This window comes from Ruegeria sp. SCP11 (genome assembly GCF_040329455.1).
Taxonomy (GTDB): Bacteria; Pseudomonadota; Alphaproteobacteria; order Rhodobacterales; family Rhodobacteraceae; genus Ruegeria; species Ruegeria atlantica_E.
On the sequence record NZ_JBDZYG010000002.1, the window covers coordinates 431,355 to 457,318 of the forward strand.

At 57.6% G+C, this 25,964-nt stretch carries 29 protein-coding genes and 1 tRNA gene; 16 read left to right on the plus strand and 14 right to left on the minus strand.

The window, feature by feature from the left end:
- Positions 1–9 precede the first annotated feature (9 nt).
- Both ABLN94_RS05210 and ABLN94_RS05215 read left to right on the plus strand, forming a co-directional pair.
- The gene (locus tag ABLN94_RS05210; protein WP_170494138.1) at positions 10–789 is read left to right on the plus strand and encodes a type III pantothenate kinase; all 780 of its coding nucleotides are present in this window, start codon (positions 10–12) and stop codon (positions 787–789) included.
- A complete protein-coding gene (locus ABLN94_RS05215) occupies positions 786–2,453 on the plus strand; it encodes a ribonuclease J (RefSeq protein ID WP_352989968.1) in 1,668 nt (555 codons plus the stop codon). Before ABLN94_RS05210 ends, ABLN94_RS05215 begins: the two co-directional genes overlap by 4 nt.
- Positions 2,454–2,456: 3 nt before the next feature.
- On the opposite strand, the gene ABLN94_RS05220 is transcribed toward ABLN94_RS05215, so the two are convergent.
- Both ABLN94_RS05220 and ABLN94_RS05225 read right to left on the minus strand, forming a co-directional pair.
- Complete coding sequence (locus ABLN94_RS05220) at positions 2,457–3,158, minus strand: NUDIX hydrolase (protein ID WP_352989970.1); 702 nt, start codon at positions 3,156–3,158, stop codon at positions 2,457–2,459.
- Between the two features lie 13 nt (positions 3,159–3,171).
- Positions 3,172–3,570 (minus strand): DUF983 domain-containing protein, encoded by a 399-nt coding sequence (locus tag ABLN94_RS05225; RefSeq protein ID WP_170494129.1) that lies wholly within the window; start codon positions 3,568–3,570, stop codon positions 3,172–3,174.
- A 201-nt stretch (positions 3,571–3,771) separates the two neighbouring features.
- On the opposite strand from ABLN94_RS05225, the gene ABLN94_RS05230 reads away from it, so the two are divergent.
- The 4 genes from ABLN94_RS05230 to ABLN94_RS05245 are packed head-to-tail and all read left to right on the plus strand — an operon-like array spanning position 3,772 to position 5,670.
- Positions 3,772–4,239 (plus strand): EF-hand domain-containing protein, encoded by a 468-nt coding sequence (locus ABLN94_RS05230; protein ID WP_352989972.1) that lies wholly within the window; start codon positions 3,772–3,774, stop codon positions 4,237–4,239.
- A 6-nt stretch (positions 4,240–4,245) separates the two neighbouring features.
- Complete coding sequence (locus ABLN94_RS05235) at positions 4,246–4,857, plus strand: RNA polymerase sigma factor (RefSeq protein ID WP_352989974.1); 612 nt, start codon at positions 4,246–4,248, stop codon at positions 4,855–4,857.
- Positions 4,832–5,200 (plus strand): hypothetical protein, encoded by a 369-nt coding sequence (locus ABLN94_RS05240; protein WP_352989976.1) that lies wholly within the window; start codon positions 4,832–4,834, stop codon positions 5,198–5,200. The genes ABLN94_RS05235 and ABLN94_RS05240 overlap by 26 nt, the downstream gene beginning before the upstream one ends.
- Positions 5,197–5,670: a periplasmic heavy metal sensor gene (locus ABLN94_RS05245; protein ID WP_352989978.1), complete on the plus strand. Its 474-nt coding sequence runs from the start codon at positions 5,197–5,199 to the stop codon at positions 5,668–5,670. The genes ABLN94_RS05240 and ABLN94_RS05245 overlap by 4 nt, the downstream gene beginning before the upstream one ends.
- Before the next feature lie 5 nt (positions 5,671–5,675).
- Here the strand turns inward: ABLN94_RS05245 and ABLN94_RS05250 are convergent, their stop codons facing one another.
- Positions 5,676–7,070: a diguanylate cyclase gene (locus ABLN94_RS05250; protein ID WP_352989981.1), complete on the minus strand. Its 1,395-nt coding sequence runs from the start codon at positions 7,068–7,070 to the stop codon at positions 5,676–5,678.
- Between the two features lie 87 nt (positions 7,071–7,157).
- Between ABLN94_RS05250 and ABLN94_RS05255 the strand changes: the two genes are divergently transcribed.
- The 5 genes from ABLN94_RS05255 (at position 7,158) to ABLN94_RS05275 (ending at position 11,567) form a co-directional block, all read left to right on the plus strand.
- Entirely contained in the window at positions 7,158–7,442 is a 285-nt protein-coding gene (locus tag ABLN94_RS05255) for a DUF3572 domain-containing protein (protein ID WP_352989984.1), read from the plus strand.
- 25 nt (positions 7,443–7,467) lie between these two features.
- Entirely contained in the window at positions 7,468–8,160 is a 693-nt protein-coding gene (locus tag ABLN94_RS05260) for an HAD family hydrolase (RefSeq protein WP_352989986.1), read from the plus strand.
- A gap of 120 nt (positions 8,161–8,280) precedes the next feature.
- On the plus strand, positions 8,281–9,840 hold the full coding sequence (locus ABLN94_RS05265) for a trimethylamine methyltransferase family protein (RefSeq protein ID WP_352989989.1): 1,560 nt from the start codon (positions 8,281–8,283) through the stop codon (positions 9,838–9,840).
- 120 nt (positions 9,841–9,960) lie between these two features.
- The gene (locus ABLN94_RS05270; RefSeq protein WP_352989992.1) at positions 9,961–10,548 is read left to right on the plus strand and encodes a heme NO-binding domain-containing protein; all 588 of its coding nucleotides are present in this window, start codon (positions 9,961–9,963) and stop codon (positions 10,546–10,548) included.
- The gene (locus ABLN94_RS05275; RefSeq protein WP_352989994.1) at positions 10,545–11,567 is read left to right on the plus strand and encodes a diguanylate cyclase domain-containing protein; all 1,023 of its coding nucleotides are present in this window, start codon (positions 10,545–10,547) and stop codon (positions 11,565–11,567) included. Before ABLN94_RS05270 ends, ABLN94_RS05275 begins: the two co-directional genes overlap by 4 nt.
- 27 nt (positions 11,568–11,594) lie before the next feature.
- On the opposite strand, the gene ABLN94_RS05280 is transcribed toward ABLN94_RS05275, so the two are convergent.
- The 8 genes from ABLN94_RS05280 to ABLN94_RS05315 all read right to left on the minus strand — a co-directional run bounded on the left by ABLN94_RS05280 (position 11,595) and on the right by ABLN94_RS05315 (position 19,050).
- Entirely contained in the window at positions 11,595–12,293 is a 699-nt protein-coding gene (locus tag ABLN94_RS05280; RefSeq protein ID WP_352989997.1) for a CbiX/SirB N-terminal domain-containing protein, read from the minus strand.
- Positions 12,294–12,363: 70 nt separating this feature from the next.
- Positions 12,364–13,296, minus strand: a complete 933-nt coding sequence (locus ABLN94_RS05285) for an AEC family transporter (RefSeq protein WP_352990000.1) — start codon at positions 13,294–13,296, stop codon at positions 12,364–12,366.
- 42 nt (positions 13,297–13,338) lie between these two features.
- Complete coding sequence (locus tag ABLN94_RS05290; protein WP_352990003.1) at positions 13,339–14,136, minus strand: MBL fold metallo-hydrolase; 798 nt, start codon at positions 14,134–14,136, stop codon at positions 13,339–13,341.
- Complete coding sequence (locus ABLN94_RS05295) at positions 14,133–14,939, minus strand: TatD family hydrolase (RefSeq protein WP_352990005.1); 807 nt, start codon at positions 14,937–14,939, stop codon at positions 14,133–14,135. Before ABLN94_RS05295 ends, ABLN94_RS05290 begins: the two co-directional genes overlap by 4 nt.
- Positions 14,936–16,057 carry a DNA polymerase III subunit delta' gene (locus ABLN94_RS05300; RefSeq protein WP_352990008.1) on the minus strand — a complete coding sequence of 374 codons (1,122 nt, stop codon included), beginning with the start codon at positions 16,055–16,057 and terminating at the stop codon, positions 14,936–14,938. Before ABLN94_RS05300 ends, ABLN94_RS05295 begins: the two co-directional genes overlap by 4 nt.
- Positions 16,058–16,067: 10 nt before the next feature.
- Complete coding sequence (gene tmk / locus ABLN94_RS05305; RefSeq protein WP_352990011.1) at positions 16,068–16,691, minus strand: dTMP kinase; 624 nt, start codon at positions 16,689–16,691, stop codon at positions 16,068–16,070.
- A complete protein-coding gene (locus tag ABLN94_RS05310; protein WP_417750503.1) occupies positions 16,688–17,809 on the minus strand; it encodes a D-alanyl-D-alanine carboxypeptidase family protein in 1,122 nt (373 codons plus the stop codon). Before ABLN94_RS05310 ends, tmk begins: the two co-directional genes overlap by 4 nt.
- A 62-nt stretch (positions 17,810–17,871) precedes the next feature.
- Positions 17,872–19,050: an SPOR domain-containing protein gene (locus tag ABLN94_RS05315; RefSeq protein WP_352990015.1), complete on the minus strand. Its 1,179-nt coding sequence runs from the start codon at positions 19,048–19,050 to the stop codon at positions 17,872–17,874.
- A gap of 201 nt (positions 19,051–19,251) precedes the next feature.
- On the opposite strand from ABLN94_RS05315, the gene ABLN94_RS05320 reads away from it, so the two are divergent.
- Positions 19,252–19,341 (plus strand) — tRNA-Ser (locus ABLN94_RS05320).
- 483 nt (positions 19,342–19,824) lie between these two features.
- Here the strand turns inward: ABLN94_RS05320 and ABLN94_RS05325 are convergent.
- Genes ABLN94_RS05325 through ABLN94_RS05335 form a run of 3 tightly spaced genes read right to left on the minus strand, consistent with a single transcriptional unit; the run spans position 19,825 to position 22,036 of the window.
- Positions 19,825–21,396 (minus strand): recombinase family protein, encoded by a 1,572-nt coding sequence (locus tag ABLN94_RS05325; RefSeq protein WP_352990016.1) that lies wholly within the window; start codon positions 21,394–21,396, stop codon positions 19,825–19,827.
- Complete coding sequence (locus ABLN94_RS05330) at positions 21,393–21,809, minus strand: DUF2924 domain-containing protein (RefSeq protein ID WP_352990019.1); 417 nt, start codon at positions 21,807–21,809, stop codon at positions 21,393–21,395. The genes ABLN94_RS05325 and ABLN94_RS05330 overlap by 4 nt, the downstream gene beginning before the upstream one ends.
- Positions 21,806–22,036 (minus strand): DUF3489 domain-containing protein, encoded by a 231-nt coding sequence (locus tag ABLN94_RS05335; protein WP_352990022.1) that lies wholly within the window; start codon positions 22,034–22,036, stop codon positions 21,806–21,808. The genes ABLN94_RS05330 and ABLN94_RS05335 overlap by 4 nt, the downstream gene beginning before the upstream one ends.
- Before the next feature lie 447 nt (positions 22,037–22,483).
- On the opposite strand from ABLN94_RS05335, the gene ABLN94_RS05340 reads away from it, so the two are divergent.
- Genes ABLN94_RS05340 through terL form a run of 4 tightly spaced genes read left to right on the plus strand, consistent with a single transcriptional unit; the run spans position 22,484 to position 25,770 of the window.
- Entirely contained in the window at positions 22,484–23,878 is a 1,395-nt protein-coding gene (locus tag ABLN94_RS05340; protein WP_352990025.1) for a site-specific DNA-methyltransferase, read from the plus strand.
- Positions 23,871–24,305 (plus strand): DUF5681 domain-containing protein, encoded by a 435-nt coding sequence (locus tag ABLN94_RS05345; RefSeq protein WP_352990028.1) that lies wholly within the window; start codon positions 23,871–23,873, stop codon positions 24,303–24,305. The genes ABLN94_RS05340 and ABLN94_RS05345 overlap by 8 nt, the downstream gene beginning before the upstream one ends.
- Positions 24,292–25,233: a hypothetical protein gene (locus ABLN94_RS05350; RefSeq protein WP_352990031.1), complete on the plus strand. Its 942-nt coding sequence runs from the start codon at positions 24,292–24,294 to the stop codon at positions 25,231–25,233. The genes ABLN94_RS05345 and ABLN94_RS05350 overlap by 14 nt, the downstream gene beginning before the upstream one ends.
- Entirely contained in the window at positions 25,234–25,770 is a 537-nt protein-coding gene (terL, locus tag ABLN94_RS05355) for a phage terminase large subunit (RefSeq protein ID WP_352990167.1), read from the plus strand.
- Positions 25,771–25,964 lie beyond the last annotated feature (194 nt).

Here is a 25,964-nt window from a genome sequence, read left to right on the forward strand (position 1 = left end):
GAGGCTCAGATGCTTCTGGCTATCGACTGCGGCAACACAAACACCGTTTTCTCGATTTGGGACGGCGAACAGTTTCTTTGTACCCTGCGCACCTCGACCCACCATTCTCGTACGGCGGACGCATATTTCACCTGGTATTCAACACTGGTGAAACATTATGGGATCGAGGCAGATATCACCGATGTCGTGATCGCCTCGACCGTGCCGCGCGTGGTGTTCAACCTGCGTATCTTTGCCGACCGGTTCTTTGGCTGCCGACCGCTGGTGGTGGGTAAACCAGAATGCCTTCTGCCCGTGGCTCCGCGCATCGACGAAGGCACGATTCCCGGCCCGGACCGTCTGGCCAACGCGGTGGGCGCGTTTGATCGTCATGGCGGTGACGTTGTGGTTGTGGATTTCGGGACGGCGACTAATTTCGACGTTGTGGCCTCGGACGGGGCCTATGTCGGCGGCATCATCGCACCGGGCGTGAACCTCAGCCTCGAAGCGCTGCATCAGGGGGCGGCTGCATTGCCGCATATCGACATCACCCGCCCAGAAAAAGTGATTGGTACGAATACGGTTGGCTGTATCCAATCCGGCGTGTATTGGGGCTATTCCGGTCTGATCGAGGGGCTGATTGCCCGCATCAAGGCGGAATACGGAATGCCGATGAAAGTCGTTGGAACCGGAGGGCTTGCGCCTTTGTTCGATCAGGCGGATGTCGGGTTTGATGCGATCGAAGATGATCTGACGATGCACGGGTTGACCGTGATACATCGCTATAACAAGGATAATGGCTCGACATGAGCAGTGAACGACTGATCTATCTGCCGCTGGGTGGTGCCGGCGAAATTGGCATGAACGCTTATGTTTATGGCTACGGCAAGCCGGGGCAGGAGCGTCTGATCCTCGTCGATCTGGGGGTAACCTTCCCGGATATGGATACGACCCCGGGGGTTGATCTGATCCACGCCGATATTTCGTGGCTTCAGGAGCGGGCAGACCGGCTGGATGCGGTGTTCGTCACGCACGCGCATGAGGACCACGTGGGCGCTGTGGCGCATTGCTATGAGGCGCTTGGTGCGCCGGTTTACGCGCGGGCATTCACCGCCAATATCGCGCGACGCAAGATGGAAGAGCACGGTCATCCCCGGGAATCCGTACAGACTGTGTCAGCCTGGCCCGAGCAGGTAATGGTAGGTCCCTTCACCGTCGGCTTTTTGCCAGTTTCCCACTCGATCCCTGAAAGCGCGGGGCTGGTGATTGATACGCCCGCCGGACGAATTGTGCATTCCGGTGACTTTAAACTGGATGCCAACCCCGTAGTGGGAGAGCCATTCGACCCCGATTTGTGGGCAGAGGTTGCTAAACCAGGCGTCAAGGCGCTGGTCTGTGACAGCACTAACGTGTTTTCCAGCCATGCAGGCCGCTCGGAATCGGAAGTGGGTCCAGAGATCACCAAACTGGTCGAAAACGCCGAGGGCATGGTCGTGGCTACCACCTTCGCCTCGAACGTGGCGCGAGTGAAGACGCTGGCCGAGGCAGGTCAGCGTGCTGGACGTTCGGTCGTATTGCTGGGTCGCGCTATGCGGCGGATGATTGAGGCTGCAACGGAAACGGGCATCCTTTTCGACTTTCCAAAGGTTATCAGCGCGGAAGAAGCCGTTGATCTGCCGCGTCAAAACCTGATGCTGATCGTCACTGGAAGTCAGGGCGAACGTCGTGCTGCCAGTGCTCAATTGGCGCGGGGTAAGTATCGCGGGTTGGAGTTGAAAGAGGGCGATTTGTTCCTGTTTTCCTCCAAGACGATCCCCGGAAATGAACGTGGTGTGATCTTCATCATGAACCAGCTCAGCGAAAAGGGTGTGGATGTGGTGGATGACAGCTCGGGTCTGTATCACGTCTCGGGTCACGCTAACCGGCCTGATCTTGAGAAGGTGCATGCACTGATCGACCCGCAGATGGTTATCCCGATGCATGGTGAACACCGGCATTTGCGCGAACACGCCAAATTGGCCGAGGCGGGCGGCCGCACAGGCATTCTGGCCGTGAACGGGACTATGCTGGACCTGACCAGTGAAACGCCACAGGTGGTGGATTACATTGAAACCGGTCGGACCTACCTAGATGGAACCGTGAAGGTTGGCGCGCTGGACGGTGTCGTACGCGATCGTATCCGCATGGCTTTGAACGGACATGTGACAGTGACGGTCATTCTGGACGAGGAAGATGAACCACTGGGCGAGCCATGGTGTGACACGATGGGTCTGCCAGAGATTGGAACATCCCGGGCTGCACTGGTCGAGGTTTTGGAAGAGGACCTGAACCAATTTCTGATGCGGGCGGACGCCAAGACCTTGCGCGACGATGACAAGCTGGAAGAGGCGATGCGCCGCATCGTGCGCCAGACCGCCAAGGCAGAGATTGGCAAAAAGCCCGAGGTGACGACAGTCATCAGTCGGATGAAGTGACGCTTAGTCCACATCGGGCATCGGGTAGCCCTTAAGCTGCAGGAACAGGCTTTGTTCCTCGGTATGCAGGTACATGGGTACGGTGGCGGGCGGCTCGGGGTTTGTCACCCGGGCTGCCACCTCGGCCAGAACGACCTCGGTAATGAATGGCAGGTCTAGTTCGCGTGCGCGGTTCAACGGCACCCATTGCAGATGGGACAGCTCGTCCGAGGCGCGGCTGAAGTCGTCCAAATCGCCCTGAATCACCTGGGCATCGACCAGAAAGAACCGCGCATCGAACCGGCGGGGACGGCCCGGTGGGGTCACTGCGCGGAACACAAACTGAAGTGCCCGGGCCGAAGGGCGGAACCCCATGGCCGCAAACTCCTGCCAGTCATCTGGAACCGCTCCGTCCCAAGCGTTTGGTTCGCCGAGGACCAACCCCGTTTCTTCCCACAATTCCCGGACCGCTGCTGCGGCCAGCGCATTTTGCATACCCGGTGCGGACTTCTCTTCCAGTCGTTCGCTGCACAGTTTGGGCAGTCCGGTGGCCAAGGGCACGTCTGCGTCCGCAGCGTCCACTGCGCCGCCGGGAAAGACGAACTTGTTGGGCATGAAAACAGCTTTCGCGCCCCGTTGCCCCATCAGGATTGACGGTTCGCTCAACCGGTCTCGCAGCACGATTACTGTCGCCGCATCCCGTATCGCTGATTTGTCTTCTGCCATACTTTGTGTCAGGTCACTGAGCTTTTTCGAAGCCGTGCATGCGCCGCGCCCATTGATAGGCGACAACAGCACCTTTCAGCCGGGGCAGTAGGAACAGCGACAGGGCGGTACAGCCGATGGCAAAAATCAGGAACATGGTCAGCGGCTCGGGGCGAAATTCCACATATGTCACGTGCAGCGCTGGGGCCAGCAAGTGACCAACCAGTAGGATGGTCAAATAGGCCGGGCCATCATCTGCACGGTGGTGAAACAGTTCTTGCCCGCAATTGTCGCAATTGTCCCGAACTTTCAGGTAGCCCTTCAGAATCTTGCCTTCGCCGCATTTCGGGCAACGACAACGGAAGCCTTTGGCCAAGGCAGGCCAAGTCGGGCGGTCGCTCTCGGTCGTGGTGTCGATCGTCTGATCTGTCATATTGAAACTCGCGCGTTCGTTAGCGCCGGATATTGCGCTTGTTTTGTCACTTAGAAAAGGGGGGTGCGTCGCTTTGTGACGTGAAGGGTTTGAGAAAGGCTGTCAAACTTTTTTGCGATTTTTTCGACGGAACGCGTGCAGGTCACCGTTTGAACCTATGTGAGCAGCGGCGATGGGGCCGCAAAACAAAGGGAAAACGATATGAAAAGCGCCAAATTTATTCCGGCCATCTTGATCTCGGCCGTGGCCATCACAGGCACCTCTGTTCTGGCGGCTGGACCGAAAGATCGCGAACCTGTGAGCTTTCAGGAACTGGACGCCAATGGCGACGGTCAACTGACACAGGAAGAAATGGAAGCCCATCGCGCGCAGCGATTCTCGAAAGCCGACGCCGATGGCGACGGTAAATTGAGCGTCGAGGAAATGCAGGCCGCGGCTCAGCAAAAGGCCAATGAGCGTGTAACCAAGATGTTCGAAAAGCACGACGCCAATAAGGACGGTTTTCTGAGCGAGGACGAGTTGCCCAAGCCGCGCCGCGCTGGCAAGATGTTTGACCGTATCGACGCAGATAACAGCGGGACGATCTCGGAACAGGAATATAGCGATGCGAAAGAGCGGATGGGCCGGAAGCATAGGAAGCACGGCAAGGCGGACTCCGACGACAGCTGATGAAGGATGGAGGATCTGACCTCCCCCTTGCAGGATGTTCGCGGCACCGATTGTGCCGCGGACGCGTCGGATGATGCGCTGCTACGGCAATTCGCGGAAGGCGATGCCGCGGCGGCGCGCGCATTGACGGATCGGCTGGGTCCAAAGTGTTTTTCGGTCGCTCAGCGGATGCTGGGAAACCGGGCTGAGGCCGAGGACGTGACGCAGGACGCCATGATGCGGCTGTGGCAGATGGCACCGAAATGGGTGGCAGGGCAGGCCAAGGTATCCACCTGGTTGTATCGCGTTACGTTGAATCTGTGTGTGGATGTCTTGCGCAAGAAACGGCCGGATCGTCTGGATGATGTGCCCGAGCCTGAGGATGAAGATCTCAGCGCGGCGGACCGGTTGCAGGAGGCAGCGCGCAAGGATGCCTTGCAGATGGCTTTGTCGCAATTGCCGGACCGTCAGAGGCAAGCAGTTATATTGCGGCATATCGAGGAATTGCCCAACCCCGAGATCGCCGGGATCATGGGCATTTCGACGGAAGCAGTGGAAAGTTTGACTGCGCGCGGAAAACGCGCCTTGGCGGCGATACTGGCCGGACGGCAAGATGAACTGGGGTATGATGATGGCTGAAGACGATATGGAACTGGATCAGTTGTTTGCTCAGGCTCGGAGCGCCCGTCCGGACTTGTCCGATGACCTCGCGGTGCGCATCCTGACGGATGCCGAAACGGTACGCCTTGATCGGTTGAAACCTGCCGCGCCCCAACGGTCTGTTTGGGCACGTATATTGGATGGGATCGGAGGCTGGCAAAGTATGGGCGGACTGGTCGCTGCAAGCGCGGCAGGTGTCTGGATCGGTTTTGCTGCACCTGACTTCCTGCCTGACCCGGCTACGATTCTCTATCCACAGGATACCAGCTTTGCGGTTGCTGACCTTGGTCTGGACACAACATTTTTGGAGGACGCCGAATGAGCGACAATCCCAAACCCAAAAGACGGTGGGTAACGGTTCTGTTGACCGTATCGCTGGCGCTGAACTTGTTGGTAGCCGGGGTTGCCTTGGGCACGGTTTACCGGGTCAAGGGCGGGGATCATGGCAAGGCGCCGCCGGGTTTCGGACCGGCGTTGTATCGAGCACTGCCTAAGGAGGATCGCAAGGCTCTGCGCGGTGAATTGTCCGAGCGGCACGTTAAGGGCGCAAAACTGCGATCTGAGGACTTTGCGAAGTTAGAAGCTGCTTTGCGCGCTAACCCTTTTGATCCGGCCGTCGTGCAGGCTTTGTTGCAGCAACAGGCGCAGTCGATGGCAGAGTTGCAAAGCGCGCTGCAAGAAAGATGGCTTCTGCGCATCACAGAGATGACAGATGCTGAACGTCAGGTCTATGCAGATAGGCTACAAGAGGTGGTGAAGCGCAAACCACATGGGCGCAAACACAAGGACTAGTTGGGTCAGGCAGCGCTTTGCTGAACCTGATCGCGGCCGCCCGACTTTGCCGCATATAGCGCAGAGTCGGCCGACTTTATTAGCCCTTCCAGCTGTACAGGCTCGGGTGGGTGCGAAGATTCGTTGGGGTGGGTGGTAATCAAGCCGATGCTCACGGTGACAGAGATTGGTTCGAGTGTATCCGGCAGGTCGAACGATTTTTCTCGAATACACTCACACAGGTGCCGCGCCAGCTCCAACGCTTTGGTCTGTGTCGTGTTGGAAAGGCCGATCATGAATTCCTCGCCCCCGACCCGAGCAATGAACCCGGCCGATCCAACGACCTTTGCCATTCGTGTTGCAGCCTCAGCCAGAACGCAGTCCCCGGCAGAGTGGCCGAATGTGTCGTTTATCGCTTTGAAATGATCAAGATCGGCTAGCATCACAGCTAAGCCTTGTCCGGCCTGTGCCGACTGATAGGCAATTTGATCCATCGCTCTCATCGCATAGCGGCGATTGTGCAGCCCGGTAAGTGGGTCGACCCAGGACTCGACCACCCCCCGCCGCAGTGAGGCGCGCATCTGATCTCTCCGGGTCTTACGCGCAATCTGGTTCTCCAAGCGTAGAAGCGTTTCTTCCGGACAGAAACCAGTCAAGCAAATTGCATCTGCGCCACGATCCAGTGCTTCCGAAGCCAACTCTGCATTGTCGTCCTCAAGAACGCCGATCAATACGGTGTGCCGTGTAATCCCGCGCGATTTCAGATCTGCCAGCAGGTTCAGCCCTGACGGGCAGGCACTGACCTCAAACAAGATGGCATCCGGCACGGGTCCTAATAGAAACCCATGAAGGTTTGACGGAGTATGTGCGGACAATTTGTACTGAGTTTGTTGTGACAAGGCGTTTCGCCATAAAGCCCCGGTATTTGGCGATTGCGTCAGAATGGCGACGCGCGCTGCCTCTGCTGGCATGATTTGCGCTGCAGTGGGCTCGGCAAAGCCAATGGGATCTGATGGGCTGCTAACCTGAAGTTCCTGCGTCTCGGCCCGTGTGCGTAGTAGGCTACGCACCCGGGCCAATAGGAATGTATCTTTGAAAGGATATGCCAGAACATCATCCAACCCGTCAGATAAGGCTTTTAAACGGGCTGCCTTGTCGTTTTGAGGTGCGACAGCGACAACTGGAACGTCAATCAGGTCGGGATTGGCCATAACCAATTTTTTGACATCCGCAGCAGTGCCATCTGGTAATGTCTGAGAGGTCAGCACGAGGTCAGGCTTGCTGCGCCGCAAAAGCCCAGCCAAGCCCTGAAGACGTTCGCCTTGCACGACGTGATACCACGCCGCGGTCAGCTGAACCTTCAGCATGATGCGATTGGTTGCGGTCCCGTCGAGGACAAGGATCGTGCCTTGCGCGGACATTTCGGTCACCATTGATTGCATGCGTTGCTAAAGTGTTTATGAGTCTGGTTAACAAACCCTTTCCAAGACCTGATCCGGGGCTACTTTATGTCAATCTCTGCCCAATCTGCCGAAACCTTGGCTTTGAATGTTCTAGGTTGGCTGGTCGGCAATGAGGAATTGTTGCCTGTTTTCTTAAGCTCTACCGGAGCATCGGCGCAGGACCTGCGGGACCGAGCGGCAGAGCCTGAATTCCTCGGGTCTGTGTTGGAGTTTCTGATCCTTGACGATTCGTGGGTGATCGCTTTCTGTGACGCGAGTTCCGTGCCCTATGACCTGCCGGGTCAGGCTCGCGCGGTATTGTCCGGTGGCGCTGACGTCCACTGGACCTAATTCAACAACTCTGCAGGAGCAAACCATGCCCATCGACGCCATCCTGTTCGACAAGGACGGAACCCTGTTTGACTTTGCGAACACTTGGGGTGCTTTCGGACGCAACTTGGTGCTGCGCTTGGCGGACGGAGATCATACGCGGGCGGCTGAATTGGGGCGCGTCATCGGATTTGATCTTGAAACGGCAACCTATGCTGAAGACAGCATCGTGATCGCTGAAACGGTTGAGGAAATCGCTGAGGTTCTTGCTGAACATGTGCCAAGCATGTCGTTTGAGGAAATGCTCGATGTGCTGAACACCGAAGCGGCGGCGGCACCTCAGGCACAAGCCATACCGTTGGTGCCTTTTCTGGAAGGTTTGCGGCAAGCAGGGTTCAAGCTTGGTGTGGCGACCAATGACAGCGAGGCACCCGCGTTGCAGCACCTGGCTTCGGTCGGAGTTCACGAGCATTTCGATTTTGTCGCCGGATATGACAGTGGCCACGGATTTAAACCGGGTCCCGGTCAGTTGCTGGCGTTTGCCACTCATGTTGGCGTTGCGCCAGAGAACGTGGCTATGGTCGGGGACAGCCTGCACGATTTGCAAGCCGGGCGCGCTGCCGGGATGACCACGATTGGCGTTCTGACGGGGATAGCAGGGGCCGAGGCACTGGCGCCGATGGCGGATGTTGTGCTGCCGGATATCGGACACATCCCCGGCTGGTTGGCAAAAAACTGATCACACCCGGATCAATTTCGGCGCTTCGAAATAAAAAACCGACATAACCTGTCGCAGACAGAGCGGCCAGACGCCCGGCTTCGGGGCTTGCATAGGTTTAAGCAAGTTCCGGAGGATCACATGGCTGACACAAAAACTCGCAGACGTCGTGGGGGCGGACGGGCTGGAGCTGCCGAACGCAGGGGCAGCGCGGTGATCGATCAGATGCCGTTCAACCCTCCGGTCAATATCGACCGCCCGACCGAGCCACTGGATCAGGACGGGGTTGAGGCGATCCACGAAGGGGCCATGCGCATCCTCGAAGAGATCGGGATTGAGTTCTACAACGAAGAAGCCAAGGGCATTCTGCGCGAAGCAGGGTGTACTGTCGAAGGTGACAACGTCCGCATGGGTCGGGATTTTGTCATGGAGATGGTGGGCAAAGCACCATCAAGTTTTACGATCACGCCGCGAAACACCGACCGCACGATTGAGATCGGCGGCAAAAACATGGTGTTCGGCAACGTGTCTTCTCCGCCGAACTACTGGGATATGGAGATCGGCACCAAGGTTCCGGGAAACCGGGACATGTGTCGCAACCTGTTGAAACTGACTCAGTATTTCAATTGCATTCACTTCGCAGGAGGCTATCCGGTCGAGCCGGTGGACATCCATGCCAGCGTACGCCATCTGGACGTGCTCTATGACAAGCTGACCCTGACTGACAAGGCGATGCATGCCTATTGCCTCGGGAAAGAGCGCGTCGAAGATGTGATGGAGATGGTCCGCATCGCCGGCGGGCTAAGCCATGAGGAATTCGAAGCAACGCCTCGGATGTACTCTAACATCAACTCGACCTCACCGTTAAAACACGACCATCCGATGATCGACGGGTGCTTGCGTTTGGCGCGGCGCGGACAGGCAATCGTAGTAACGCCGTTCACGTTGGCCGGTGCGATGGCGCCGGTGACGATGGCCGGTGCCGTGGCGCAATCTCTGGCCGAGTCGCTCTGTGCGATTGCTCTGTTTCAATACGTGCGCCCGGGTATTCCCTGCGTTATCGGTACGTTTACGTCCAATGTAGACATGAAATCCGGGGCCCCAGCTTTTGGGACACCGGAATACATGCGCTCGACCCAAATGACGGGGCAGATGGCCCGATTCTATGGCCTGCCGATGCGGTCATCGGGGGTGTGTGCCGCAAATGTGCCTGATGGGCAATCGGTTTGGGAGACATCGAACTCACTCTGGGCGGCCGTTCAGTCGGGCACGAATATGGTCTATCACGCGGCCGGTTGGCTTGAGGGTGGCCTGATCGCCAGCCCCGAGAAGTTCATCATGGATTGCGAGATTTTGCAGCAAATTCAGCGGTATATGGAGCCAGAAATCACAGCAACCGGCCCTGATGAAATCGCGCTTGATGCGATCCGCGCGGTGGGTAATGACGGCCATTTCTTCGGCATCCAGCACACGCAAGATCGCTACACGACGGCGTTTTACCAACCGTTCCTCAGCGATTGGAAAAACTTCGAAGGTTGGAATGTGGCAGGTGGCATTTGGACAGCGGAACGCGCCCATCACATGTTCAAGGAAATCATCACCAGTTTTGAACCTCCGGCGATGGATGATGCGATCCGAGACGAATTGGCCGACTTCGTCGAGCGCCGTAAGGCCGAGGGTGGGGCGCCGACGGATTTCTAGTTTTCTAACAATGGTTTCCACTGTGATGTTTGTTCAAATTAACTGCATCTCGCGGCCCATCTTGGGGTTTTGTTAAGGAATCTCATGCCAGATTGAGTGGAAATCAATCTGGGGCATTTGATGCATGGTCTGATCAATCGGGCGGTACAGTCATTTGTATGCGCGACTTACGGGCAGTCATGCTGGTTGCGTGTGACCGAGGTGGCTGAACTGGGATTCGTCGAGTTCGAAGCCATGCTTGTTTACGACGACGAGATGACAATGCGGGTGCTGGATGCGTTGTGCGCCGATCTGAAGCGCCCGCGCGCCGAAGTTCTTGAGGATTTGGGGACCTATTTGGTCTCGCACCCCAAAATGGAAGACCTGCGCCGCCTGCTACGGTTCGGCGGCGTAACCTATGTGGAGTTTCTACATTCTCTGGACGATTTGTCAGACCGTGTGCGGCTAGCAGTTTCTGACCTTTGCCTGCCGACGTTGGAACTCATTGAACTGAGCCCAACTGAGTACCAGTTGATTTGCCATTCAGGGCTGGCGGGATATTCCAGTGTGATGGTCGGGGTTCTACGTGCCATGGCCGACGATTATGGCGCTTTGGCTATGCTGTCACATGACGGACAAGACGGCGAGGCCGAAGTGATTTCAGTCATGCTTGTGGAAAGCGCGTTTGCTGAAGGACGTCATTTTGACCTTGGGGCGCGGAAGTCATGATGGATACCAGTGATCTGGCCGGGCTGCTAGAGACGCTTTGTCCGATGTTCGTTCTGGTGAACGAAGATGGCCGAATAACACGCGTTGGCCCGACCTTGCAGAAACTGCGCCCTGACCAACCGATGGCGGGAAAAGAGTTTCTGGAGGTATTCGAACTGGTTCGTCCGCGCACTGTCACAAGCCTTTCGGCACTGATGTCATTGGTCGGAACCAAGCTGCATCTGAAACTTCATCACACACCGCGTACGGCGCTTAAGGGATTGATCGCGCCGCTGCCGCAGGGAAAGGGCGCGGTCATTAACCTGTCGTTCGGCATCTCGATTCTGGATGCGGTGCGTGACTATTCTCTGACCAGCGCGGATTTCTCAGGTACCGATCTGGCCATTGAACTGTTGTATTTAGTCGAGGCTAAATCTGCCGCAATGGAAGCTTCGCGGTCGCTGAACCTGCGGCTGCAGGGAGCGATGCTGGCGGCCGAGGAGCAAGCCTTTACCGACATGCTGACCGGACTAAAAAACCGGCGGGCGATGGATGTATTTTTGGGACATTTGATCTCGGGAAATTCACCTTTTGCACTGATGCATCTGGACCTGGATTTCTTCAAGTCGGTCAATGATCAATACGGGCACGCTTCCGGTGATTTTGTATTGCAACAGGCTGCGCACATTATGGTTGAGGAAACACGCAATGACGACACAGTGGCCCGCATAGGTGGAGATGAGTTCGTAATTATTTTTAAAGGGCTGTCAGATGAGGGTGTCCTGGCGGCAATTGCCGAACGTTTAATTGAGCGGCTGCAGCAACCAATGATTTTCGAAAATAATAGCTGCCAGATTTCAGCCAGCATCGGAACTGCATTGTCGACACAATTTACCCCTCCCAAAGCCGCCGAAATTCTGAATGCTGCCGATCTGGCGCTGTATGAAGCGAAAAGGAAAGGCAGATCTCGGCACTGTCTCTACTCGACGCTTGCGGACCTTCAGCAGGGTGATGCAACTTCGGGTGTTTCTTCGGGTTAACCCTTTATTTTATTCCCGACTGCGCAATCAAACACTATGAAACGCGCGGGTCAGAGTGATTGCTATATGCTGCTTGATCTGGGGCAATTCTCCAACAACCGGCATGACCTGGCCTTTGAATGTAGCTGCTTCCAGTTCTTGTGGAACGTCATCCAGCACATGGCCGCCCTTACAGGCAAAAAAGGGAAGGCACAGGGCTTGAGTTGACAAGCCGGATGCGGCGTCGGCAATAGATGGAGGCTCTTCGACAAATCCGGGGCGGATCGATCGGAAGGTTAGTTGCTTTTCCAATTCAGCGACAAAGGACCGGGCCACGGCAGACGGATTGCGGCTGCGTCCAGACCCGTGGGCGGCCAAAACCAGATCGGTCTCCTCTGGCTTCCATTGGTTTTCGTGCAACCTGCCATACAGGGCCGTGGCGACTAGAACGGGCAAGTCAGGATCGACGCCCAGCGGATCGAGAATGCGAAGGGCCCGCCCAGCAAGACGTTTAGGCAGGGCACTGGTGACGAACCACCCTTTCGCCATGAAGAGGGGATAAATCACGGCAGTGTCTGTCAATTCAGATACGCGCTGTTCGAACATGTCCGGTGCTGCAAGCGTAGCCGATCGCACAGTGACGCCTTCACATAAGGCGTGTACCTCAGCGGCATAGGTGGCCAGAGATTGTTCCGCTGGCTCCGGATCCGACGGCTGGCCGTGGGCAACGATTAAGGCTTGGGGCATGCGTATGTCCTGTCTGGTTCTCCGATAGGTGTTTCCCGCTGCGTTAAAGTCAATCCGCACAGAACTAACGTTAGCCCAAAAGACTCAGCCAAAACCAAACCGAAAGAATCGAAACCGCCGTTCCAATCAGGACTGATGAAGCTGCGACCCGTTTGGCTCGACCATACATATTGGCAAAGATATAGGCGTTGAAACCGGGTGCCATAGCAGATGTCAGAACGCCAGAGCGGAATAGATCCTGCGGCAGCCCCGCCAACGATCCGAACAGCCAAGTGAGGCTGGGGTGCAACAACAGTGAGATACCGCAGACATAAGCAATCGCGCGTAGGTCTCCCTCGGGTTTGTATTTGACCAGTACTCCCCCCAGCGCAAATAGGCCGCCGGGGAGGGCGGCACCGGTTACTAGGCCAAGCGCTTCGTCCACGACCAACGGCATGCCGATGCCAGACAGGTTGACGATAAAACCAAGAGCAATACCGAGGATCAGCGCGTTGCGAAAGACCGCGGACAGAACCGACCGGGCCATGTGTCTGCCGCCATTGCCACGGTTTCGAACAACCTCCATCACGGTGATGCCGATGCAGTAGCAAAACGGGGCGTGGAAGGCGATGATTGCATAGTTCCCTGCTAGATTATCAGGACCATAAGCACGCTCAGTCATCGGCAAGCCCAATAGTACCGAGTTTGAAAACAGGCAGCAGAACCCGATGGCTATGCAGTCCTCCCACTCGCGCTTAAAGATCAGGCGGGCACCAATCAGGCCAGCGGTGAAGCACAGCGCGGCGGCGGCGTAAAAGCTGACCAGTAGTCGAGGGTCAAAGCTGGAGCTCAGATCCAGATGGGCAATGGCCAGAAACAGCAGGCAAGGGATGGCAAAGCCCTGCGTAAACTTCATCAACCCGTCGACATGGATTTCCTTGAAATACCCAAGATACGTCGCAGCGTAACCGGCTCCGATCACAAGGAAAACGGGTAGGATAACGTCGATCAGGCCTTGCAGCATCTTGCTATCCGGGGTGATCGCGCAGCCCGCATTACCAGGGACCTACAGAGTCTGATGGATCACCATGCCGTCATAGGCAGGGGTGATATGGTCGGCGGTTTCTGCCTCGACTGTTGCGTAGTCGAGGTCGATATGCATGTTGGTCAGCACCGCGCGTTTAGGTTGCAGTTGTTCAATCCATCCCAGGGTTTTTTCAAGATGTGCGTGTGTCGGGTGCGGCGAACGCCGCAGGGCGTCGATGACCAGACAGTCCAGCCCCTCCATTAACGGCCAGGCGTCGTCATAAATCTCAGCGACATCCGGAAGATAGACCATTTTGCCCATCCGGAAGCCCAACGCGTCGATTGAGCCGTGATTGACCTTGAAAGGATGAAACGGGATCGGCCCACCGGGGCCGTCAATCTCGAACGGGCCGTCGATGGATTTTAGGTCCAGGATGGGGGGGTAAGGCGAGCCTTCAGGCTGAATGAAAGCATACCCGAACCGTCCAAGCAGCGCATTTTGCGTATCGCCATCGGCCCAGACCGGGACGCGTTCGCGCATGTTGAATACGATCATCCGAAGATCATCGATCCCGTGGACGTGGTCGGCATGCGAGTGCGTGTAAACTACGCCATCCAGCCGCCCCGTACCGGTGCTCAGCAATTGGCTACGCATGTCGGGCGTAGTGTCGATCAGAACGGATGTTGTACCTTCGGGGCCATCACGTTCAACCAGCATCGAGCAGCGGCGGCGGATGTTGCGGGGATTTTCCGGATCGCAGTCTCCCCAATGGCCGCCAAGCCGGGGCACGCCGCCAGAGGATCCGCAACCAAGGATGGTGCAACGCAGTTCGGTCATGCAGCCGCCTTGTAGGTCGCGGCCTTGGTGAATAGCCTATCGAAATTGGCCTGAGTTTGGGCTGCGAAACCGGCGTAGTCCATCCCGAACACTTCTGCGCCTTTACGGGCTGTGTGGGCGGTGTATGCCGGTTCATTACGCTTGCCCCGGTATGGCGGCGGGGCAAGGTAAGGCGCGTCAGTTTCGACCAGAATGCGTTCGACCGGCGCGGCCGCAAAGATGTCGCGCAGTTCCTGGCTTTTGGGAAAGGCGGCGATACCGGACATAGACAGGTAAAAACCCAAGTCCAGCGCGGCTTTGGCCAGTTCCGCTGATGAGGAGAAGCAGTGCATGACGCAGGAATAAGGTGCGTTGCGATGTTCTTCAGCCAAAATGCGGGCCATATCGTCGTCGGCCGCGCGAGCGTGGATGATCAGCGGCAGGCCGGTGCGCTGGGCGGCCTCAATATGGATACGCAGCGATTGCTTTTGCACCACAGCGCTGTCGGCCGTGTAGTGGTAATCCAGACCGGATTCACCGATGCCCACGAATTTCGGGTGCTGAGACAGTGCGACCAGTTCGTCGACAGTCGCCATCGGTTCGTCCGCCGCACTCATGGGATGCGTTCCAGCGGCGTAAAAAACGGGTGCGTGGGCCTCGGCGATGGCGCGGACAGTGGGTTCATTGCGCAGGCGGGTGCAGATCGTGACCATGCGGGTCACGCCGGCATCGGCGGCGTTGCCAACAATCTGGTCCAATTGCCCCTCGAAATCGGGGAAGTCCAAATGGCAATGGCTGTCGGTGATCTGGGGCGTGTCGCTCATCTGTTTTGACCGGCGGTTTCCTGTATCTTGAACACCGTATCTAGGACCAGAGCGGCAGGGTCAAGGTTCACCGCCTGACCATGACGCGCACGGGCTGTGATTGTCGTCGCGACCTCGGCCCATAGGCGGGCTTGCTGCGGCGAAGAGGATAGGCGCGCCAGCGTTTCCGCCTCATTTGGGGCGGCTTCGGGGCTGGGTGACGCACCAGTAGCGCCGGTCAGAGCGAGGCGGGACAGGGCGACGTCGATCAAGTTGAGCAACAGGTCGAAGCGGTCCGCCGCTCCACGTTGGGCGGCAGCTTCCGCCAAGGCCAGCGCGCGTTGGCGATCCATCCGGGGCAGGGTGCCCAGAATAGCGATCAGTTCGGCGTAAATCTCCAACCCACCCAGATTGATCAACCGCACCGCATCACCTACAGACCCGGCGGCTAGTGCGGCCAGGTGGTCGGTCTTGCCGGGTAGCTCCGCGCCGGTTTGTGTCAGGGCGGCCTGCATATCCTCGGCGCCCAATGGCGACAGGCGCAGGGTTCGGCAGCGCGACCGGATCGTTGGCAAAAGGCGGGAAGGCTGGTGCGAGACCAGCAGGAGCGTCGTGCGTGCAGGAGGTTCCTCGAGCATTTTCAGCAAGGCGTTGGCCGCGCTGACATTCATCTCATCTGCCGAGTCCACGATCACAACCCGCCGCCCGCCGTCGGCCGAGGACAATCCAAAAAACTTGCCCAGTTTGCGGATGTCATCGACCACGATTTCATTCCGCAGTCGTCCTTGGTCGTTCAGGGAACGGGTGATGGCGGTAAGTCCCGGTTCCGCGCCTGCCTGAATACGGTGAGCGACGGGGTGCTCAGGATCAATCTCGAGTGTCTCAGGCGGTGGAGGTGCACCGAACAACCCCTCCTCCTCGATCGGAGGCGTCGCCAGCAGAAACCGTGCGATCCGCCACGCAAGCGTGGCTTTGCCCACGCCACGCGGACCGGTCAATAGCCAGCCGTGGTGCAACCGTTCCGAGGTATAGGCGCTCAGAAACGACTGTTCGGCCGCAGACTGCCCAAACAATTGTTGGGTTTCGCGCGGGTGCGGGGCTCCGGGGGCCTGATCCGGGGTTGGGGTTTCGTCGCTCATCTATCGTCTGTTACAAGGCTTGCAGGACGATTTCTGTCACATCCTGTGCAACTCTGTCCATGTCCCGGTTGCCGTCAATGACCCGGAAGCGGTCCGGGAACTCCTTGGCCAGCGCCAGAAAGCCGGCACGCATCTTTTGCTGCAGGTCAATGCCGAAGTCTTCGAACCGCTCCTCGGTGCCTTGTCGTCCCTTGGCGCGGTTTAGACCAGTTTGTGGATCCATGTCGATCAGAAGGGTCAAGTCGGGTTCGCGCCCGATCATGATTTTATGCAGCTGATCGACCAGTTCGCGTAGGTTACCCCGCGAGAGGCCCTGATACATGCGCGTGCTATCGGCGAACCGGTCGCAAATCACTACTTTGCCCGCAGCCAGCGCTGGTTCGATGGTGCGCTCCAGATGATCTCGCCGGGCTGCGGTAAACAGAAGCAGTTCAGTCTCGGCCGACCAACGGTCTGGATCACCTTCCAGCACCAGACGCCGGATTTCCTCGGCCCCGGCAGAGCCACCGGGTTCGCGAGTCAAAACAACGTCATGACCAAGATCGCGCAAACGCTCGGCCAACATGCGCGCCTGCGAGGATTTGCCCGATCCGTCAATGCCTTCGAAGGTCAGAAACAACCCAGATCCTGTCACAACGCGTCCAGAGGGTTGCCGATCACGTCGGTCAAGACGATACCGCCTACGGCCATCATGCGCACAACGAAGCCTCCGGTGGCAACGCTTTCAGCCGCCACCAGTGGACGCCGGATTTCCGGCAGGCCCTCGGGCTTGATCACCAGTTCGGCCAGTTGCTGACCTTTTTCAACAGGGGCATTGATGGGGCCGTCATAGACCACCTCGGCCTCGATATTCTTGTCGCCTAATACCGGGAATAATAGCGATAAGTCCTCTTCGGGCACCAGACCCACGGTCTTTTGCGCGCCCATCCAAATCTGCGCGTTGGCTATTGGCGTGTCCGCGTTGGCAACTGTCCTCTCGACAAAATTTCGAAACGACCAGTTAACTACGGCCTCAGCCTCCTCTGCCCGTTTGCCGGTGCTGTCGAGGCCGGTGAGCACGAAGATCACCCGGCGATCGCCCTGCTTGGCCGAGCCGACAAGGCCATACCCGGCCTCTTGCGTGTGGCCGGTTTTTAAACCGTCGGCACCGATCCCAAGTTTCAGCAGTGGGTTGCGGTTGCGTTTGTTCGAGGGCGCGCGACCGTCAAATTCAAACTCTTCCTCGGCGAACAGGGGGTAGTATTCCGGGAAGTCCATGATCAGCCGATTGGCCAGCACGGCGAGATCATGGACGGACATCATATGCCCTGCCGCAGGCCAGCCGTTGGAATTGGCGAAATTCGAGTTGTCCATACCCATCTGCTTGGCGCGCTGGGTCATATAGCGGGCAAATCCAGATTCGGTCCCATCGGGGCTGAGCGCCTCGGCAATCACCACGCAGGCGTCATTCCCAGACAACACGATGATGCCGCGCAGCAAATCCTCGACACGGACGCGATCCTGGGTGTTCAGGAACATGGTCGAACCGCCATAGCTCATCGCGTGTTCTGAAACTGGCAGGGTTTCATCCAAGGTCAGGCGACCATCGCGCAGTGCCTCGAACGCCACATACAGCGTCATCAGCTTGGACATCGACGCGGGGGGCAGCGGTTGGTCTGCCTCTTTGGACAGCAGGACCGTACCAGTCGTCTGATCCATCACATATGCGGCGCGAGCCGTTGTATCAAAGGCATAGGCGGGCAGGGCAAACATAGCCAGCCCGAGGGTCAAAACAGATGATCGCAGTGAGGACAGCACGAGGGGCCTCCTTTGTTTCAGTTTTTGACAGTGAACGCGTCGTTAAAGCCAAGGTCTCTGACGTCGCTCTGCAGTGCGTTTCGTTCTGCGCGGTTAGCGGCGGGGCCAACCAGCACACGCCAGACCGTTTTGTCGCCTGTCTTCAACTCGCGAACACGCGCGGGTATTCCGTTTCGTTCGATTTTTTTAGCCGCACTTTTGGCGTTGGCCTCTACATTGAAAGTTCCAACCTGAACAAACGGTTTGGTCAAACCGCGAGGTGCCGTTTCTGTGGCGGCAGTGTTGGCACTGACCGGGGTGGGGTTAGAGGCTTCTATGGCGGCAGCGGCTCCTTCAATAGGGTCCAGAGGCGTTTCCGTGATCTCGTCGGAGTTTTTCTTCTGCCACCACTTGCGTTTCGCGGGCTTTTCTTCAGGTGGAGTGACCTCGGGGTCCGACAGGGTCGCAGTCGGGGTTATCTCGGCTGTGGTTGCAACGACCTCTTCTGCCGCTTCGGTGGCCGCCTCGGTTGTTGTATCGCTTGCCGCAGATGCCGCGGCTCCCGCTACGCTGGCCGCTGCAACCGTTTCTTTCTTTTGCCACCACTTACGCTTGGCAGGCTTTTCTGCTTCCGCGGATGCCGTTTCGACCTCGTTGTCCTGCTGTTTTGTGCCCTCATCTGCAGGTTCAATTTCAGCGGTCTGAGGCGCGGGTGCCTCTTCCGGCTTAGGCTCTTCTTTCTCAACTGGTTTGCGCCGAAGGGCGACGACCTCGACCTTTGTCGGAGCGCCGGCTAGGATACCAAGCTTTTCCGCGGCTGCGGATGACAGTTGCAACGCCGGTCCGGGAAGGTTTCTCTCCCGCCGGAATAGAGCGCCAGTGATGGACTTGTTGTTCGTCGTGTTCTTGATGACCACACGTTCAGGCTGAGTCACGTCCGGATGTGCCACCCATATACCCCCCAGAGAAGGGCGCCCATCCCACAGGCCGGCCTCTGTCACCTTGAAGGCATCTGGTGCTTCGACGGTTTTTCCAGATCCTGCCGAAGCAGATGGGAACAATTCAACTGGGTTGTTGTCTAGTGAGTCCTCTGTCGAAGCATCAGGCGAAGCCCCATCCGGTGACAACGTCTCTTCACAACCGGCCAGAACTGCCAACGCTACGGCCAGTACCGCAAACGATCGCGGTTTTGCGCGTGTCTCAGTCGCTCGTTTCATTTTGTCATCCCTTGCCTGAAGGGGACTCGTTTCCAAGACCCCGCCGCTAATTGCCGGTTCTATTTTGCCGGTCTGTTACGGTCCTCGCTGGAATCATAACGCGCGCAGGGGCTCATGGAAAGACCGCTAGGGCCGCTTAGGCGAGATTTCCCTATTTGCTCTTGCCACCGTTTCAAGATGGCCTTAGACCCTGCTCCACGCGGGGAGGTGGCAGAGTGGTCGAATGCGGCGGTCTTGAAAACCGTTGAACGTGAGAGCGTTCCCAGGGTTCGAATCCCTGTCTCCCCGCCACTCATACCTGTCTCACTTCAGTTGTATTTTCTGATCCGGAATTGTGCCGCAATTCCCGCGCGTTGGCACGTGGGCTTTCAATCGGAGACGGAGCGGATCGCACGCTCTGAGTAGAATCCAATCCCCAGTCTCAGTGCCGCATTTTGGCGGGGTCGCTTTGGGCGGGATTTCCCTGATACCCGGCAATTTACAGGGAATTTCTGCAAAACAAGTCTGGAACCCTAGATTTCAGATGTCACAACTCTATTTTTTCCAATAGCTTAGGTTGCAAATTCCCTAAAAAGTGGAACAGGGAATTTTCTCGCGGGAACAGGGAATTGTGCCGACGGATCAGGGAGGGCGAACCCCGTATCAGGGACGCAGGATCTGGAGATGTCAGAAGCCGAACAGGCGTTCCTGTTCGGACCAATCAAGTGGGTGGGTCACGCTGACCAGACGCTTTAGTGTGAGTTCGGGCGGCTGTGTGCCGTCGAGAATCGCGGTTTAAATCTTCGGTGAGAGAAAGGCTAGCTGGGCGCGGGTGCGGATGAAGGCGCCGGGGAGGTTTTCCTGCCGCGCAATTTCCATCAGTTGAACCCCGGCTTTCAGATCTCGGGCCCAGCCATGGGCGCGGATCAGCATGGACCGGAGGTGGGGATCGGGTTGGGGTGCCATGTCTCCGGCGATGACCTTGGCCTCGACGCCGCGGCGGCGCAGATCGAAGGGTGCGGTGATGTGCGTGAGATCCGGGTGCAGATGATCGGCAGAGATGCCAAGCGTGCTTGCCAGGGTTTTGCGGTTCAATTCGAGGTCAATTTGTCCTCGTGCAATTCTGCCGCTGGCCAGAATGTCATCGCCTACCTGACAGCCTTGGGCTCGAAGCCGGCTTACCAGATCCGCAATCGAGGCCTGGACCACCTCGGCTGATCCGGCCTCCGGCTGCGCCAGTACCCGATGCGCGGCGGCGGCGTCTTGCAGATATCTGACGATGACATCAATGACTGCGTTTTCCAGCGCAGGGCCGGGCAATCGCCAACCGGAGATATCCATGCCACCCGAGATCAATCTGTTGGACACATAGTAGCGCAACCGTCTGCCTTTGCGCGTGGTGTGGGTTGGCGTCAACCGATCACCTGTCTCATCCTTCAAAAGACCCGTGAGCCAGGCGCCGGGGTCATTGGAGTGTTGGTGCGCATCGGAGCGGCCGCGTGCCCGGGAGCGGTTCGAGGCCTGTCGCATTTTCTCCTGTACGCAGTCCCAAACGTCCTGATCGATGATCGCCGGGTGTTGTCCGTTCCAGATCTTATCCTTGTGACGGATTTTACCGAGATAGACCGGGTTGCGCAGCAGATAGTAGATCTGGCCGCGTGACAGCGGACAATCCCCCTTCACGCTGCCATCCGCCCGAACTACCCGTTTTGACCGCAACCCTTCTGCTGTTGCCCGTTCTTCTACTTTGCGCAGGCACCCCAGTTCCTCATAAAGACCAAAGAGAAGCCGGACGGTTCTGGCCTCATCTTCATTCACCACAAGCGTTCGTGCTTTTGGATCGGGTTGGCGATCATAACCCAAAGGCAGGTTACCACCCATCCAAAGCCCCTTTTTCTTCGACGCAGCAATCTTGTCGCGAATACGTTCTGCGGTGACCTCCCGTTCAAACTGAGCAAAGGACAACAGCACATTGAGGGTCAGCCGACCCATGGAGGAGGAGGTATTGAAGGCCTGTGTAACCGAGACAAAGGAACAGTTCGCCTGCTCCAACCGTTCGACCAGCTTGGAGAAATCGGCAAGCGAGCGGGTCAGCCGGTCAATCTTGTAAATCACTACCATGTCGATGCGCCCGGCATCGATCTCTTCAAGCAGGTGTTGAAGAGCGGGTCGTTGCAGCGTGCCGCCGGACAGGCCTCCATCGTCGTAGCGATCTGGCAAAAGGGTCCAACCTTCGTGTCGCTGACTGGCGACATAGGCCGCGCAGGCCTCATATTGCGCATCCAAGGAATTGAAGTCCTGATCCAGCCCCTCGTCAGATGACTTGCGCGTGTAAATCGCGCATCGGATTTTGCGTCGCGGGCTCATTTTGCCACCTTTCCGTTGAGCCCGAAGAAGCGCGGTCCCGACCAATGCGCGCCGGTAATTTCCCGAGCTATGGCCGAGAGCGAACGGTAAGATCGTCCGTTCCACACAAATCCGTCCCCTGTCACATCGACCACATGGGTCACGCCGTTCCACTCGCGCAGCAGACGCCCGCCGGGTTTAAGGGCAGGGCAGGTAGGTCGGGGTTTCTTCTCAGAACCTTTTTCCAGCGTGGCTTTCACCTGCCGCGACAGCCCGCCACGATTGCGGGACTGCATCTCAAAGGCAATAAATCGGCGCAGGAAGGGTTGGCTGAGCATGGTGGGGGCGGGTTGATCAAACAGTTGTTGCCAAATCGTGACCAGATCCGATCGACCCATGGCGGCGAGATCGGCGACATCGCTAGTCTTGGTCATGACTCTTCTCTTGTTCCCACCGTCAGGTGATAGGTGGAAGAACCATCTGGTTTGTCGGATGCGCGTCGTTCAATTGTGACGCCTTTCTTCCGCAGACCGCTCAGAGCCGCTCGGACCGAATGAGATTGCCACCCTGTTGTTTTGCAGAGCGCTTCCAGGCTGGCGCCACTCGGGCGGCGCAACAAGGCTTGTACCTTGTCAATTTTGGTTTGCTTCCGCTTGGACATGAACTGTCTCCTCTGATCTTGGGTCAGCGAGATGCCGAACCCTGGTACCGAGGAGCGCCCGAATAGCTCGGGCGTGGGTTTAGTGATGCGTAGTTCACAGCAACAGTCCAGCTCTTTATGGGGCAATCCCAAGAGGGGTGTGTATTGCGGGGCGTTGCTGCCGTACCCCCGATTATTCGTCAACAATCTTAACTAGTTACTTTTGGTTTGGGGGTTGCGTCTCGTATTGATGGCGCCTACATTCAACGCAATCGCCCGGACTATCAGGACGGGAAACTGCTCCCGCAGGCAGCACTCATTGGAAACACAGGTTTCCGCAGAGAGCATTCAAAGGAGCAACGTCTCGGATTGATTGGTCCGGGGAGTTGCGGTTTGTGCTCTCTCCGATTTTCCAACGCGATCCCTCCATCTCGGCGTCCACATGGCGCCAAGCAAAAGGAGGCGAACATGCCTGCCAAGAAACCACAGAGCGACGCCACGGCGTCCAATGCGCCGATCTGGATGGCGGAAAAAGTTATCCAATCCCAGATCAGCCAGATCAAGCCCTACGCCAACAACAACCGCGTGCACGCGGCCAAGAATATTGACAAGCTGAAAGCTTCGGTGGCCCAGTTTGGGTTTGTCACCCCGATCCTGTTGGATGGTTCGGGCACAATCATCGCGGGCCATGGCCGCTATGAGGCCGCCAAGGCCCTGGGGTTGATGTCCGTTCCGACTGTTGTCGCGGGTCACCTGTCAGATGCAGAAGTTCGTGCTTTGCGCATCGCGGATAACAAGCTGGCGGAGCTGTCGGACTGGAACGAAGCGGCGCTGCAGATCGAATTTGCGGAGCTGACGGACCTCAGCCTTGATGGTGAACTGGACTTTGATCTGGATATCACCGGGTTCGAGGCACCGGAGATTGACATCATCATCGATAGTGCGGACGAGGCCACGGAGACTGAAGCGGAAACTGTAGAGGCCCCGGACCCTGCGGCACCTGTCATCACGCAGCCGGGCGACCTCTGGGTTCTCGGAGATCACCGCATCTTCTGCGGGGATGCCTTGCAAGCGCATAGCTACGACACCTTGCTGGATGGCGAGAGCCCGCATATGGTCTTCACCGATCCGCCTTATAACGTGCCGGTCAATGGGCATGTCCGCTGTGGTGGCAGTTCCGATCACCGCGAGTTTGCCATGGCGTCGGGTGAAATGTCGGATAGCGAGTTCCGCGGCTTTCTTTCAGGCGTGATCACCCAGTTGTTTGGCCGTCTGCCAGACGGGGGTATCGCGATGATCTGCATGGACTGGCGTCATATTGAAGAGCTGATTGCGTCCGGCAAGGCAGGTGGCTTTGATCTCATCAATCTCTGCGTCTGGAATAAAACCAACGGAGGGATGGGCAGCCTTTATCGTTCCAAGCACGAGCTGGTTGCGGTCTTCAAAAAGCCAGGTGCTGCGCATATCAACAATGTCGAATTGGGCAAACACGGGCGCAACCGCACCAATGTCTGGGATTGCGCCGGTGTGAACAGCTTTGGGGCAGGGCGTGAGGCGGATCTCGCGAACCACCCTACGGTGAAGCCAACGGCACTGGTGGCAGACGCCATCATGGATGTGAGCTGTCGCGGCGATGTTGTGCTGGATACTTTTGGTGGGTCTGGAGCGACTCTGCTGGCCGCTGAGAAAACAGGACGCCAGGCGCGCATGATTGAGCTCGATCCGGCCTATGTCGATGTCGCCATCCGCCGTTGGCAGGAGATGACTGGCGAAAGCGTTGTGCATGCGGTCACAGGCCAGATGTTCGATGCACATTCTGTAGCAACCGATACCACCTCAGAGCAGGAGGCGGATCATGTCTGAAGATACGAAGGACTATGAGGTTGGCTACGGCAAACCGCCCAAAGCAACCCAGTTCAAGAAAGGCCGCTCCGGCAATCCGAAAGGGCGCCCGAAAGGTGCTAAAGGGGTGAATGCCAACCTGAAACGGGAACTGGAAGCCAAGATCACCGTCCGCGAAGGCACCCACGAAGCCCGGATTTCCAAGGCGGAGGCAATAGCCAAGCGATTCACGGCTGGCGCGTTGAAGGGCGACACGAAATTAATGATGGCCTTGCTCAAGGTCGACGCCGATCTGTTCGGCGGGACAGATGATGGGAGCGAACAGGCCAGCGCTGCTTTGGAAGGGCCGGACAAGGTCGACTATGACATCCTACGGGATTTCTTTTCCAGCCAACTGGACAGTGACGGCGGTCCTGAAGATGGGGAGGTGGATGATGTCAGCTCCTGATCCCAAAATGGTCCGGCAAGCCGCACGCGAGGTTTGCCGGAACAATTTCTTTTCCTTCGTGTGGCGTGTGTTTAACACGCTGCACCAGGGCACTGACCGCAGCTTTGACCCGGCCTGGCATGTGCGCGCCATGTGCCACGAATTGGACAATGTTCGCCAAGGCGAAAACAAGCGGTTGATCATCGACATTCCGCCCCGGTGCCTGAAGTCGGTCACCGTGGCTGTTGCCTATGGCGCCTATCTTCTCGGGCATAACCCCAGCGCCAAGATCATTGTTGCCAGCTACGGGCTGGATCTGGCGCGCAAACACTCCGAGGATTGTCGTCGGATCATGTCTGCGCGCTGGTACCGGGAGATCTTTCCCGGAACTGTTCTGGCCCGTAAAGGCAACACCTCAGAAGAAATCCGCACCACAAAGGGAGGCAGCCGTAAGGCTGTCTCCATCGGCAGTTCTGTCACTGGCCATGGTGCCGATTACATTATCATCGACGATTTGCTGAAAGCGGGTGATGCGGGATCCGAGGCCGAGCTGGTCAAGGCGCAGGAGTTCATTGAAGGGACCTTGCTGTCGCGCTTTGACAACCCGGCCGAGGGGCGCGTTGTCATGGTTGCACAGCGGTTGCACGAGATGGATCCGCCGGGCTACCTGCTTGAACGCGGAACCTATCGGCATCTGAACCTGCCTGCCATCGCCGAAGACCATGAGACGGTTCCTCTTGGGCGTGGAAGGGTCATGCGCCGCAAACCGGGTGATCTTCTGTGTCCGACGCGCCTGGATCAGCAAACGTTGGATACGAAGCGTCGCGAAATGGGCGCGGCCGTGTTCAATTGCCAGTATCAGCAAAACCCCATTGCGCCAGACGGGTCGCCCTTGCGCTGGGAGTGGTTTGGCACCTATGAGACCATCGAAGATCGTCGCTGGTTCTAACTGGTCGTTCAAAGCTGGGATACTGGCATGTCTGCGGATCCCCGGTCAGACTTCTCGGCCTGTACAACCTGGGGGTTCCGCGAAAATATGTGGTACCTTCTCGATGTCTGGCGTGGGCAGGTAGACTACCCAGACCTGAAAGCCAAGGCGCTGCAGCTTGTCGGCCGTTGGGATCCGGATCGAGTTCTGATCGAAGATGCCGCTTCCGGCAAACCGCTTCTGGACGAGCTGTTTCGTGATGACCGCCGGCGGTACGACTGCGTCAAACCTGATAAGGACAAGGAAACCCGGTTCCAATCAGCTTGCAGTCCCGTCGAAGAGGGCAAAGTGTTTCTGCCTGCAGATGCGCCTTGGCTGGCAGCGTTCAAACGGGAGCTTCAGTCTTTTCCACGCGGACGCAACGACGATCAGGTCGACAGCTTTGCCCACTTTTTGAACTGGTCCAAGGGACTGGGATTCTACCGGGCGCTGGGTCGCGATCACCATATCAACATCGAACGTCGGGAGCGAAATCGTGAGCGGATAAGACGGCGGTAGCTATATGAACCAGACTAGGGACGGGATCTGATTAGGTGCCGCCCTAAGTACCCTTCCCAAGACAAGACGGAGAGGGGGCCCACAAGCCACGGAATGTTGAGGAAACGGATTTGTACGGGGTAAGAGAAGGGTGAAAAGCCGACGTGCGCTGCATCCGCGAGGGTTCCATGCTGGATTGGCACAAGCAGGCGTTC